The following is a 13,610-nucleotide window of genomic DNA, read 5'->3' on the forward strand; positions in this document are numbered from 1 at the left end:
GTTTTTATTTGTTCTTTATTGTTTTTATTTTTATATAATAATTATAAAAAAAATCCACTCATCCTCATACAGGAAAAAGTGGATTTTTTGTTCAAAAACAGGATATTTCTATATCGGCGGCACCTTTAATTCCGGAGCGGCCTTTTTCAGCATACGGAGAAAATATGCATACAATTCTTCCGGCGTCAATTCCGGTTCATAAATAATAGCATCGATCGTCAGGTGAAATACCTCGTCCAGCTCCAGATCATAGGGCGAAAGAGGACGCTCCTTTCTCTGCTCCATCAGCCCGCTGCGGACATAGTTTCCAATATCCTGATTTCCAAAGCCTTCAATCTCTAATGTGCTGTACTCCTTTGATCCGTGTTGGCAGCCAAAATACGTTAGCTGACGGCATTTTACCTTTTTATTGGCTTCTGCTCCCTCCATACTCTTAGCCAGATATCGGATGAAATCCCATGCAGCCTCCTTTTCTGTACTGGAAGAAGGAATTGAAAGTACGATCCCTCCCCATTTGAAACTGCCGTCCGGAGGGCAGATCAGGGTCCAATCCTCCTTTTCATTTACCGAAAATGTATCATACTGGGAAACCCAGAAGGTCCAGGGAGTCATCATATACGTCTCTTCCCAGTAATCCTCCGACCATTCCATGGATACCTGGGCTGTATCCCCTACCAGTCCGGTTTCATAGAGCCGGTCCAGATAGCGGAAATATTCCAGAAAACGCTCCGGCTTTACCAGCTGATTTTCCTTTACATAAGGCTCATTTGTCTGGTTAAACAGCATAGAACCCACATCTCCCAGACAGTTAAAGAGCATAAAGCTGTGTCCTTTTTCTTTCTGCTCCACACTTTTTTTAAGAAGCATCTCCCAGTCTGTAAAAAGGTTCATGGCTTCTTCTGCTGACTGAATACCAAAAACACGATTAGCCATCTCTGCACGGTAGGCCAGTCCTGCGGCATCCAGATTGTAGGGAAGGGCTACGATCGTCCCATCCGAAGAAGTCATATAATTTTTACACCCTTGCGGATACTCCTCAGCCTCTACACCATACGGTTCCTGTTCCAGATTTTCCCAGATTGGACGGGAAAGGAAATTTCCGGCATAATAATCCTGAAGAAAGCAGATATCCGGCAATTCCCCGGACAGATCAATGGCGCTTTCAATCTGTCTGGCATAATCCGAAATAGAAACATTTACGTAATTAAGCCGATATGTGCTTCCTGTATCTTTTTTATACTGTTCAAACAGCTCCTTGATCGAATCATCCCAATACCAGATTGTGATCACATCCTGCCCCTTCGGCTCAAACCGGGATTTCTGAGCCTGGATCATATACAGTAAAATTCCCGCATAGCACAGTACTGTTATGATAAATACCGCTGCCGCCCGCCTTTTTACGCCTGTCTTATCATTTTTCATGATTTTCCCCTTCACTCTCCTCTGCTTCTCTCAGCAGCGCCAGCTCCTCCTGATAGGGAATCGATATCAAAACCGTTGTTCCCTTTCCCTTTTCACTGTAAATTTCAAAGCTGTAATGTTCCTGATACAGATATTCCAGACGTTCCCTGATGCTCTTAATTCCAATGGAATGTACGCCCGGATGTCCCGTTCCATTCTGTTCCAGCCCTTTAAGCTCATTTTCATCCATACCGATTCCCGTATCGATCACCCACAGATCCAGCATCTCTTCCCTTCGCTCCGCCAGGATCTCAACCGTACCATTCTCCTCCATGGGAACAATTCCGTGGTAAATCGCGTTTTCTACCAGAGGCTGAAGGATATTCTTCGGTACATACGCGGTCTTCAGCGAATCTGGAACCTCTATATTTACGGAAACCTTATCCTTATAACGATAATTTTGAATCACACAGTAGGCAGAGACCACTTCCAGCTCTTCCTTCAGCATGGCGCAGATTTCCCCTGAATAAGCGGCCATTCCATCCTGGAGAATCAGGATCAGGGACTGCACCATTTTTTCAATATCCTGATTATGATCTCTTCTGGCAAGATAAATAACCGAGTTTAAGGTATTATAGAGAAAATGAGGATGTATCTTTGACATCAGCATATCAAACTTCAGCTTTTTATTAATCCGTTCATCCTGTATCCTGCGTTTTATAAATTCCTCAATCCGCTCTGCCATCTCATTAAACTGACAGCTGAGCATCTCAAGCTCATCCCCTGTTTTCACATCCAGCACATTTCGTTTTCCGCCGGAATAATCCAGCATAGCCGCTGAGATCTGGGAAATGGGCTGCAAAAACCGCCGTATAAGCAGAAAGATCAAAAGGAGGATCGAAGCTGCAGTGGCAGCTGAATACACGATAAAAAAGTACCGCATCTGTTCAGAATACTGAAACAGCAGTCTGGATGAAGTATACATACCAACACCAATCCCAGCATCCGGAAAAGCGCTCCACAGACAGTACCCCTTGTCACCGGAACCGATTTCCATATCTCCCTGATACTTCGTTTCATTCTGAACGGATGACGCCATTTCTTTCGTCAGCCTGAGATTCGTTTCTTCATCCCCCTGGCCCAAAATAACGGTTTCTTCTCTCAAATCCGATAAAAAATATCCGCTGCTCAGCCCTGCTGTCTCTCCAATCATATCGGAAAAGTACTGTACATTTATATTTAACAGTAATTTCCCAAGCTCCTTTCCCGCATCCGTTTCATCCGGAATACTGAGAAGATAGGTCAGATACTGGGAATTTTCCGGATATCCGCAGCTATGTACCCGGCTGAATGCCTCTGTTTTATCTTTTATCTCCTGATACCATTCTTCCGAAAGCCTTTCTTTGAAATACGGTTCAAAGGGGCTGTAGGACCAGTAAACCTGGTCCTTTTGGATCAGGACCGCGTTTTTGATATGCACTCTCAGATGAATGGTTTCCTTAATCTCCTGCATTACTCCGATTATTTCAAAATATTCATGGGCATCATGGCTGTAAAACTGCTGAACAAGCTCATTTCCTGCAATACTGTGCGCCAGCATCCTCACATCATTTAATAAGGTCTGGCATTGGTTTACACACAAAGCCATCGCTGCCTCATCCCTGTGCCTCTGCTGCCGATACTGGCTGATATATGCATAAGAACAGGAAATCCCCATCCCGATCAGCGTCATTGCCACGATCACCATTGCGGCGGCGGCAACGATTTTTTTCCATATAGACCGTTTCACCCTACTCTCCTTTATGCGCCTCTGCCTCCGATGGAGAATATCCCATATAGCGGCGGAAGGTAATGCTGAAATACTGGCTGCTCTTATAACCGGTACGCGCAGAAACCTCATTCACATTAAACTGTCCGCTTTCCAGCAGTTCCTTTGCCTTTTCCATACGAACCTGGGTCAGATAACGTGAAAAGCTCTCCCCCGTTTCTTTTTTGAATATCTTATTCAAATATTCTCCATTGAGTCCCAAAATCTGTGCCGCATCGCCAACAGATATATCCTTTTCGTAATTCTTCCGTATAAAACGGATTACCTTTACGACTCTGGAACTGTAGTTTTGCTCTCTTTCTTCTGATTGAATACGCTGCAAAAAAAGTCTGTATCCGTCAAACAGCTCCCCAATATCACAGAATTTTTCCAGCAGCTGCTGTATTTCCCTTGCGTCCTCAGAAGAACAAAGCCCCCTCTTTCCATATTCTATGACCGCATGTTCCATTGCTCCTGCTACAGCAGAAGCCTGACGGACAGAACCGGTTTTCTCCACCTCCTTCTGGATTTCAGAAAGTCCGGTTTGTATCTCATCCGGCTCTTTGGACACAAACCAGTGATACAGACGTTCTGTCTCCTCATTATCCCATGTATCCTCCCGTATCCGTCCGGACAGCTCTGAAATTTCCACCTCTCTTTTATCACCTGCAAAAATCCCATAAGGAACCGCTTCTTCAAGAGCATTTAAAAGCTCTGCCGCCTGCTGCATATCTGAAAGGATTCCTCCCTCCTGACGATATAAAACTCTGGCTGATACCCGTTTTTGCAGACAGGAAGAAAGCTTCTTTGCTGCCATCCTTGTGATCCCCGCTGTTTCCATACGGCTGGCCGGCATCCGCTTCATACACAACAGAACAATTACATATCGTGATTCCCATACCTCACAGACTGTATATATCTCCGTCCCGTTTTCTGCATACATAACATGACACTCCGAAAGGGCTGTACAGACACTCCCTGCAAAATGCTCCCCTTCCCGGGCAGATGCAGGAATAATATAAAAGAATCCAACCGCCTGTCCGTAATGCTCTGCTAGTTCATGAAAAAGCTCCTCCTGAAGCTCTCTGCGCTCCGGTGCATACAAAAATTTGCGAAATGCCTTCTGCACCATAGCTGCCTTTATATCCTTATTCCGCATCAGATCCAGAAACACCCGTTCCAGCTGTTCCTCCAGAGTTTCCTTATTCAGTTCATTTTTCAAAAGATAATTAAATACTCCCAGATCAATTGCCTTTTTGGCATAATCAAAATCAGAATATGCAGTCAAAAGCAGAATCCTTGTCTCCGGAAGCAATGTTCTTACCTTCTCAACAAACTGCAGCCCATCCATAATAGGCATACGAATATCTGTTACAATAAAATCCGGTCTTATCTCTCTGATTCCCCGCAATGCTGCCACCCCGTTCGTAAAGGTCTGAGCAATAGTAAATCCGTATTTTCCCCAGTCTGCCAGTGTTTCCAGATCCTGAAGCACCAGCAGGTCATCATCCACTAAAACCACCTTAAATGCCACGTTTCCTCCTCCATACAGCCAAATCTTTGCCGCCCAGTTACTGAGACTGATAACTCTTATATACACATATTTTACCATGTGGGGAATTTTGTGTCATCTATGAGATTTTATCAGGTATTCTTCCCCTCCTGTAAAAAACAGGCGCACCCGGTAAACGAATGCGCCTGTTTTATCATTTTATAATCTTCAGAAAATACAATTATCTCTCTCTGCTTTCTACCATCTTCTTCACATCTGCGATAAACTCATCCAGCTGTGCGCTTCCCAGATCACCCTTGTCACGGCTTCTCACTGTGATTGCGCCCTCAGCGGCCTCCTTCTCGCCCAGTACCAGCATAAAGGGTACCTTTTCAAGCTGTGCCTGACGAATCTTGTAGCCCACCTTCTCATCCTTGTGATCCAGCTCTGTACGGATACCGGCTGCTCTCAGCTTCTCATATACGCCAGTTGCATATTCCATGGACTTCTCAGATACAGGAATTACCTTTACCTGAACCGGAGCCAGCCATACAGGGAACTTACCTGCAAAATGCTCGATCAGAATACCGATGAAGCGTTCAATGGAACCAAAGCATACACGGTGAATCATAATCGGACGCTTCTTTGTGCCGTCCTCAGCCACATATTCAGCCTCAAAACGCTGGGGCAGCTGGAAGTCCAGCTGAATGGTTCCGCACTGCCATGTACGTCCGATGGAATCTCTCAGATGGAAGTCGATCTTAGGACCATAGAATGCACCGTCGCCTTCATTTACAATATAGTCCAGCCCCATTTCCTCCAGAGCGTTTCTCAGGCCGTTGGTAGCCAGCTCCCAATCCTCGTCAGATCCCATGGAATCCTCCGGTCTGGTAGACAGCTCTACGAAATATTCAAAGCCAAAAAGGGTATAAACCTCATTGATCAGTCTTGTAACGTTCTTGATCTCCTCAGTAATCTGCTCCTGAGTCATAAAGATATGGGCGTCGTCCTGGGTAAAGCAGCGCACACGCATCAGACCATGAAGCTGTCCGCTCTTCTCATGACGGTGAACCAGACCCAGTTCGCCTACTCTCAGAGGAAGATCTCTGTAGGAACGCGGCTGAGACTTGTACACCAGCATACCGCCTGGGCAGTTCATTGGCTTAATTGCGTAGTCTTCCTCATCGATCACAGTGGTATACATATTATCCTTATAGTGATCCCAGTGACCGGAGGTCTCCCACAGCTTGCGGCTTAAGATCACAGGAGTGGAAACCTCCTGATAATTCTCTCTTAAATGGATCTCTCTCCAGTAGTCGATCAGGGTATTCTTTAAGGTCATGCCCTTTGGAAGGAAGAATGGGAAACCAGGGCCTTCCTCTGTAAACATAAACAGACCCAGCTCCTTGCCCAGCTTTCTGTGGTCGCGCTTCTTTGCCTCCTCCAGCATGGTCAGGTAATTTTCCAGATCCTCTTTGTTTGCAAATGCAGTTCCGTAGATTCTGGTAAGCATCTTGTTCTTCTCGCTGCCTCTCCAGTAAGCGCCTGCAATGCTTGTAAGCTTAAATGCCTTTACGCCCTTTGTATACATAATATGGGGGCCTGCGCACAGATCTGTAAAATCACCCTGCTGATAAAAGCTGATCGTCTCCTCCTCAGGAAGATCTTCAATCAGCTCTACCTTATAAGGCTCGCCTTTTTCCTGCATTAACTTAATTGCTTCATCTCTTGGAAGCACAAATGGCTTTAACGGAATATTTTCCTTGATGATCTTCTTCATCTCAGCCTCTAACTTCTCCAGATCTTCAGGAGTAAATCCGCCCTCTCTGTCAAAGTCATAGTAAAAGCCATCATCAATAGCCGGTCCGATGGCTAATTTTGTCTCCGGATACAGTCTCTTTACAGCCTGTGCCAGCACATGGGAAGCGGTATGGCGGATCGCCCTTAACTCATCCTCTGCCTCCTGTACATTTCCATCTGGTAAAATGATTTTCATGGTAAAACTCCTTTCTTAATCGTCAGGCCCATTTTCAGGGCCCTATTATGATCTTTGAAAATGGTCCCGTTCGTTCCGGCCTGCGGCCAAATAAAAAACCCCTGGACACATTTCCATGTCCAAGGGTGCATATACACGGTTCCACCTTGATTTTCACTCATTGATCCCTTAACGCGGGGTACGGTGCCATTTCCTCTGTTTTCACTCAAACGCCAAAGGCGCAGCCACGAAAACAGCATCCTTGCCACAGCTCAGGACTGGTCTTCCTCTGCATTTTCCACACAGCCTTTCCACCACCCGGCTGCTCTCTGTCTGTTCCCTGCAAAGTACTTGTTCCTTCAAAGCTTCCTGCATTTCTGCTCATTTCTGATTATAACATCTAAAGGTTATTTGTCAAGACTGCTTTTCCTTGAGTTTCCCATCCATCTCTGGTAATATTCTATAGTAAATCACAGCAGAAAGAAGGTATTTTCACAAATGAAACTTGTCATCATAGACGGTCAGGGCGGTAAAATGGGCCGAACCGTCATTGAACAGCTGAAAAAAAATCTCCCAGATCTTGAAATCTACGCCATTGGAACCAACAGTATTGCTACCTCTGCCATGTTAAAGGCAGGCGCAGACTACGGCGCTACTGGTGAAAATCCCGTAATCGTAGGAGCCCGCACAGCCGATATTATCATCGGCCCTATAGGAATTGTAATTGCAGATGCCCTGATGGGCGAAATAACTCCGTCTATGGCTACTGCCATCGGACAAAGCCCCGCTTATAAAATTCTCATACCAGTCAACCGCTGTAATCACTATATCCCCGGCTGTGGAGATCACAACCTTGGAGAATACATCAAAATGGTATGCGAAGAAACAGAAAAGGAGGTCAAAAAACGTGAGAACCGTTGAATTTAAAATGGAACGTCCCGGACTGGTAAGCCCTGGCGACAAAGTAAAAATCATTGAGCGCGAAGGTACCAGCAGTTACAGCTATATTATTGATCCTGCTGTCGCCATGTCCGGCTGTTTTGCAGCCCGGGACCGCATTAAATCCGAATACGGTATTGTAAAGGATGTCCGCGAAAATGCCCGGGGCTTCTATGTGGTAGTAGATTTTGATGAAGATTAGCCTAAAGGCACAATCTTCACCTCATCTGACTTTGTTTCTGAAGGATTCGTCTGTATACTCTTTCCCGGAGCCTCTGTTCCTAAAATTGTTTCCTGCTTGGGAGTCTGAACCGAAGTGCCGGGAGTATCTGCCGGCTGGTTCGGATTCTTCACAGGTGCAGCTGTTGTTTCTGCGGGAGATATTTGATTTGAACCGGACACCTGCTGCGGATTCACCGGAACCGTCTCAACAGCTGCCTTTGTTGTCTCTTTCTCAGCAGGAGCTGCAGTCTGCTCAGGCAGTTTTGAAACCGTTTCCACCGAAATCTTTTCAGATGCCGAAAATTCCACCGGACGGCTCCAAAGCACCTTGGTAATCCCTGCTTTCGGACTCCAGCTGCAGTCATGCCACAGACAAATCAGCTTGCCATCCTGAGCCATCACAAGCTCCAGCATATCATTACCGCTTACCTTTATTCCCGTACGCACATTCGCATCGTTGATCCTGTAAATGGTTCCACTCTGACTCACATTTACAATCGTACCATAAGCATTCTTCCATATCTCTGGATAATATTCTCCGTACATCTGCCCTTCATTTTCAAAATAATAAAGATTCGTTATGGTTCCCGGAAACATTCCGCTGACCGACGTTTTTCCTTCTCCATTAAGATCTGCTCTGAAAATCCGGCTGTACCATTCTCCATTTGCTCCTTTATCCACATAAGCACAGTAAAAAATAAAATTATCCACAATACAGAAGCTTTGTACACCATATTCTCCCGTAATGGCTGCTCTGGAAGCTCCATCTGATTCCATCAACACCATCATGCCGGTTCCCTCTCCCTTTAAACGGAAAGTAACACCATTAACAGATACATCTCTGCGCTTTACATAGCGAATTGCCCCGTTCTCCTCCAGACGGTAGCTTCTGTCACCCATTTCCACCACAGTTCCATTTTCAGGCGTCACAATATTTCCCAGACTGTCTGTCAAATAACAGCTTCCGTCCCGGATCTGAACCTTATAGCTTTCTTCACCAACTGCGGTTTCTGTTCCTGATGTGGCCGAATGGATCTTTCCCCCCTGGGCATAGTAAATCGTTCCGTCTACAATCAGATACCCATCTACATCCTCTGCAATAATCTCCTTTACAGCCTGTCCCGGTATCATCCGTACCAGCCGCCCGCAAAGCGCCTTTTCAGATTCTGTCAGCTTGCCTTTTTCACTTTCCTTAACCAAAGGAAGATAATACACATAATCTCCGTCCGCTCTCAGAGAATATTTTGTAGTTCTCTCAGGAGCATTCTCATCCCCCAGGGGCTTAACCTTATTTTCAACCGTTTTACGATACAGAATCGTTTTAAAAATCCCCGTGTCCTCATCATCCAGAAAACACCAGAAAGCATTTGTTCTTGCAAGACTGTCCAGATTTTCTCCCTTATCATCAGGAACATAATCCAAATCAGTTTCTATGTTCTTTAGATAGCCCTTCACATCATGACAGGTATAAATCTGTCCTTCCTTCTGCCACTTTCCCTGATTCATGATTCCATCTTCATTAAAATGATATAAAAAACCTTCAATCTCCAGCCACTGATCTGTTGCCCAGGTTTCATCATCCAGTTTATATGTCCATCCCCTCTCGGTCTCATTCCATCCCTGTGTTTCTTCCTCATGCTCAATTTCAATGGTCTGTGCTGTTTCTGTACTGCTGTCCTCTTTCTGCTCAATCAAACTGTAATCCTTATGAATTGTACCAATTACCTGAACAACCACATAAATTGCCGCAATCAAAAAGAATGCTGCCAGCAGCACTAAAAGAATCGTCTTGCCACTGGAATCTGACTTTCTTCTTCTGCCCATATCTTAATCCTTTCTCTGAAATTCACTTTTCAGCATAAACAAAAAAAGCCGTTTTTCTTTGCAAATACAATGAAAAACGACCTACTGAGCGTGCCGGGATTCGAACCCGGGACAACTTGATTAAAAGTCAAGTGCTCTACCGACTGAGCTACACGCCCTTATTAAATTTAAAATGCCCAAAGTCGGAATCGAACCAACGACACGAGGATTTTCAGTCCTCTGCTCTACCAACTGAGCTATCTGGGCTTTTTCTTATGCCTGAGCATAAAAAATTGCGGGGGCAGGATTTGAACCTACGACCTTCGGGTTATGAGCCCGACGAGCTTCCAGACTGCTCCACCCCGCGCTAACATATTTAGTATAAATGCCTGATGACAATTTGTCAACCTGCATTTTAATGGGCGAAGGTGGATTCGAACCACCGAAGGCAGTGCCAGCAGATTTACAGTCTGTCCCCTTTGGCCACTCGGGAATTCGCCCATATTGATATTATATACATTTTTTGATAAATAATACATTCAATGGGGCCTACAGGGCTCGAACCTGTGACCCTCTGCTTGTAAGGCAGATGCTCTCCCAGCTGAGCTAAGACCCCAACTGTAAAATTATCAGCAAATGTATTAAGAAGAAAAACGACCCGGAACGGGTTCGAACCGTCGACCTCCGCCGTGACAGGGCGGCGCTCTAACCAGCTGAGCCACCGGGCCATTTTTAAAGGCATATACATACCTTCAAAACCACATACTGAACAACCAAGCCACAACCATTTTCCCTAAACCTTCTGGTCAAGCCCTCGACCGATTAGTATCAGTCAGCTCCATGCATTGCTGCACTTCCACCTCTGACCTATCTACCTCGTCGTCTTCAAGGGGTCTTACTCTTGCGATGGGATATCTCATCTTGAGGGGGGCTTCACGCTTAGATGCCTTCAGCGTTTATCCCGTCCAGACTTGGCTACCCTGCCATGGCCTTGGTAGGCCAACAGGTACACCAGCGGTCTGTCCATCCCGGTCCTCTCGTACTAAGGACAGCTCCTCTCAAATATCCTACGCCCGCGCCGGATAGGGACCGAACTGTCTCACGACGTTCTGAACCCAGCTCGCGTACCGCTTTAATGGGCGAACAGCCCAACCCTTGGGACCTGCTACAGCCCCAGGATGCGATGAGCCGACATCGAGGTGCCAAACCACTCCGTCGATGTGAACTCTTGGGAGTGATAAGCCTGTTATCCCCAGGGTAGCTTTTATCCGTTGAGCGATGGCAATCCCACTTTCATACCACCGGATCACTAAGTCCTACTTTCGTACCTGCTCCACCCGTCGGTGTCGCAGTCAAGCTCCCTTATGCCTTTGCACTCTTCTAATGGTTTCCAACCATTATGAGGGAACCTTTGAGCGCCTCCGATACCCTTTCGGAGGCGACCGCCCCAGTCAAACTCCCCGCCTGACATTGTCCCCCAGCCAGGTCATGGCTGCAGGTTAGAAATCCAATACCGCAAGGGTGGTATCCCAACAGCGGCTCCTCACAGACTGGCGTCCATGATTCAAAGCCTCCCACCTATCCTGTACATGCAGTACCGAATCCCAGTATCAAGCTGGAGTAAAGCTCCATGGGGTCTTTCCGTCCTGGCGCGGGTAACCAGCATCTTCACTGGTATTTCAATTTCACCGGGTGCATTGTTGAGACAGCGCTCAAATCATTACGCCTTTCGTGCGGGTCGGAACTTACCCGACAAGGAATTTCGCTACCTTAGGACCGTTATAGTTACGGCCGCCGTTTACTGGGGCTTCAATTCAAAGCTTCGATCGCTCTAACCTCTCCTCTTAACCTTCCAGCACCGGGCAGGCGTCAGCCCATATACCTCACCTTACGGTTTTGCATAGACCTGTGTTTTTGCTAAACAGTTGCTTGAGCCTATTCTCTGCGGCCTGGTTTCCCAGGCACCCTTTCTCCCGAAGTTACAGGGTCATTTTGCCGAGTTCCTTAACAATGCTTCTCCCGCCGGCCTTAGGATTCTCTCCTCATCTACCTGTGTCGGTTTACGGTACGGGCACGTATCACACAATAGCGGCTTTTCTTGACAGCCGGAATCGCACACTTCGCTACTTCTGTTCGCTCCGCATCACAGCTTCGGATTGCCAGACGGATTTGCCTGCCTGACTCCTACCCTGCTTGCCCCGGTCTTCCCATTCCCGGGATGTGCTGTCCTTCTGTGTCCCCACAGTTCTGATGATACGCGGTACAGGAATCTCAACCTGTTGTCCATCGGCTACGCTTTTCAGCCTCGCCTTAGGCCCCGACTTACCCAGAGCAGATCAGCTTTACTCTGGAAACCTTGGATATTCGGCCTGGAGGATTCCCACCTCCATCTCGCTACTCATTCCGGCATTCTCTCTTCTTAAAAGTCCACAGCTCCTTGCCGGTACTGCTTCGCCCCTTTAAGAATGCTCCTCTACCAACGATCTCTCGTTCCTAAGCTTCGGTGTTGTGTTTCAGCCCCGGACATTTTCGGCGCAGGACCTCTCGACCAGTGAGCTATTACGCACTCTTTGAATGTGTGGCTGCTTCTAAGCCAACATCCTGGTTGTCTCTGAAATCCCACATCCTTTTCCACTTAACACACACTTTGGGACCTTAGCTGTAGGTCTGGGCTCTTTCCCTTTCGACTGCCCAACTTATCTCGTGCAGTCTGACTCCCGTACATCATTTATGCGGCATTCGGAGTTTGATATCCCTTGGTAAGCTTTGACGCCCCCTTAGGAATTCAGTGCTCTACCTCCGCTAAACTAATACGAGGCTAGCCCTAAAGCTATTTCGAGGAGAACCAGCTATCTCCGGGTTCGATTGGAATTTCTCCCCTATCCACACCTCATTCCCACCCTTTTCAACGGATGTGGATCCGGTCCTCCACGGAATTTTACTTCCGCTTCAACCTGGACATGGATAGGTCACCCGGTTTCGGGTCTGCCTGCGCTGACTTTACGCCCATTTGAGACTTGGTTTCCCTTCGGCTCCACGGCTTTACCGCTTAACCTTGCCAGCGCCGGCAACTCGCCGGACCGTTCTACAAAAAGTACGCGGTCGCACCTTAACGTGCTCCCACAGCTTGTAAACACAGGGTTTCAGGTTCTCTTTCACTCCCCTCCCGGGGTCCTTTTCACCTTTCCTTCACAGTACTATGCGCTATCGGTCACTAAGGAGTATTTAGCCTTGGAGGGTGGTCCCTCCGACTTCCCGCAGGGTTTCTCGTGTCCCGCGGTACTCTGGATCCTGCCGCTGCCTATCGCTTTCATGTACGAGGCTCTCACTCTCTCTGGCCGGGCTTCCCAGCCCGTTCCATTAACGAATCAGCTCACTTATGCAGTCCGTAACCCCAGCATGCACGCACGCTGGTTTAGGCTCCTCCGGTTTCGCTCGCCGCTACTCCCGGAATCGATGTTTCTTTCTTTTCCTCCGGCTACTTAGATGTTTCAGTTCACCGGGTTCCCTCCGCACAGCTATGGATTCACTGTACGGTGACTGAGGGTTGCTCAGCCGGGTTTCCCCATTCAGATATCTCCGGATCAATGGATATTTGCTCCTCCCCGAAGCTTTTCGCAGCTTATCACGTCTTTCATCGGCTCTTAGTGCCAAGGCATCCACCCTGCGCTCTTTATAGCTTGACCAAACGATGTTCGCCTGCGGGTGCGGGCTACTTATCTTTAGATGCATAGCGTTGCATCCTTTGGTTCTAGGTTTACAAATTTGTTGTTTGTTTCCATACACTTTCATGTATGGCCTCGGATGTCTTGATATTCGATTGAATATTCAATTCTTTTTGTTCAATATGCGGTTTTCAAGGTACATGTGCGCCTCGCATTCTCATGCTTGGCGAGTGGAGATGGAGAGATTCGAACTCTTGACCCCCTGCTTGCAAGGCAGGTGCTCTCCCAACTGAGCTACACCCCCAC

The 13,610-nt window shown here is 47.1% G+C and carries 7 protein-coding genes, 7 tRNA genes and 1 rRNA gene; 2 read left to right on the plus strand and 13 right to left on the minus strand.

The features are described 5' to 3' along the window. Window positions 1-108 precede the first annotated feature (108 nt). The 4 genes from BN3656_RS00930 to thrS all read right to left on the minus strand — a co-directional run bounded on the left by BN3656_RS00930 (window position 109) and on the right by thrS (window position 6,696). Window positions 109-1,422, minus strand: a complete 1,314-nt coding sequence (locus BN3656_RS00930; protein ID WP_066543154.1) for an ABC transporter substrate-binding protein — start codon at window positions 1,420-1,422, stop codon at window positions 109-111. Then, on the minus strand, window positions 1,412-3,190 hold the full coding sequence (locus tag BN3656_RS00935) for a histidine kinase (protein WP_066543155.1): 1,779 nt from the start codon (window positions 3,188-3,190) through the stop codon (window positions 1,412-1,414). Before BN3656_RS00935 ends, BN3656_RS00930 begins: the two co-directional genes overlap by 11 nt. Before the next feature lies 1 nt (window position 3,191). Next, window positions 3,192-4,742 (minus strand): response regulator, encoded by a 1,551-nt coding sequence (locus BN3656_RS00940; protein ID WP_066543157.1) that lies wholly within the window; start codon window positions 4,740-4,742, stop codon window positions 3,192-3,194. Between the two features lie 199 nt (window positions 4,743-4,941). Further along, window positions 4,942-6,696: a threonine--tRNA ligase gene (thrS, locus tag BN3656_RS00945; protein WP_066543160.1), complete on the minus strand. Its 1,755-nt coding sequence runs from the start codon at window positions 6,694-6,696 to the stop codon at window positions 4,942-4,944. 477 nt (window positions 6,697-7,173) lie between these two features. On the opposite strand from thrS, the gene BN3656_RS00950 reads away from it, so the two are divergent. Further along, entirely contained in the window at window positions 7,174-7,596 is a 423-nt protein-coding gene (locus BN3656_RS00950; RefSeq protein WP_066543162.1) for a DUF3842 family protein, read from the plus strand. Next, window positions 7,583-7,816 (plus strand): hypothetical protein, encoded by a 234-nt coding sequence (locus tag BN3656_RS00955; RefSeq protein ID WP_066543164.1) that lies wholly within the window; start codon window positions 7,583-7,585, stop codon window positions 7,814-7,816. Before BN3656_RS00950 ends, BN3656_RS00955 begins: the two co-directional genes overlap by 14 nt. On the opposite strand, the gene BN3656_RS00960 is transcribed toward BN3656_RS00955, so the two are convergent. The 9 genes from BN3656_RS00960 to BN3656_RS01000 form a co-directional block, all read right to left on the minus strand. Next, entirely contained in the window at window positions 7,813-9,660 is a 1,848-nt protein-coding gene (locus tag BN3656_RS00960; RefSeq protein ID WP_066543166.1) for a hypothetical protein, read from the minus strand. The genes BN3656_RS00955 and BN3656_RS00960 overlap by 4 nt on opposite strands. Before the next feature lie 85 nt (window positions 9,661-9,745). After that, a tRNA-Lys gene (locus tag BN3656_RS00965) sits at window positions 9,746-9,818 on the minus strand. A 15-nt stretch (window positions 9,819-9,833) separates the two neighbouring features. After that, window positions 9,834-9,906, minus strand: a tRNA-Phe gene (locus tag BN3656_RS00970). Between the two features lie 26 nt (window positions 9,907-9,932). Beyond that, a tRNA-Met gene (locus BN3656_RS00975) sits at window positions 9,933-10,006 on the minus strand. A 52-nt stretch (window positions 10,007-10,058) separates the two neighbouring features. Then, window positions 10,059-10,140: transfer RNA gene (locus BN3656_RS00980), tRNA-Tyr, on the minus strand. A 42-nt stretch (window positions 10,141-10,182) separates the two neighbouring features. Further along, window positions 10,183-10,255 (minus strand) — tRNA-Val (locus tag BN3656_RS00985). Between the two features lie 38 nt (window positions 10,256-10,293). Continuing rightward, a tRNA-Asp gene (locus tag BN3656_RS00990) sits at window positions 10,294-10,367 on the minus strand. A 74-nt stretch (window positions 10,368-10,441) separates the two neighbouring features. Beyond that, window positions 10,442-13,325 (minus strand): 23S ribosomal RNA (locus BN3656_RS00995). A gap of 210 nt (window positions 13,326-13,535) precedes the next feature. After that, window positions 13,536-13,608: transfer RNA gene (locus BN3656_RS01000), tRNA-Ala, on the minus strand. Window positions 13,609-13,610: the final 2 nt, after the last annotated feature.

It is taken from the genome of Clostridium sp. AT4 (assembly GCF_001517625.2).
GTDB lineage: Bacteria > Bacillota > Clostridia > Lachnospirales > Lachnospiraceae > Enterocloster.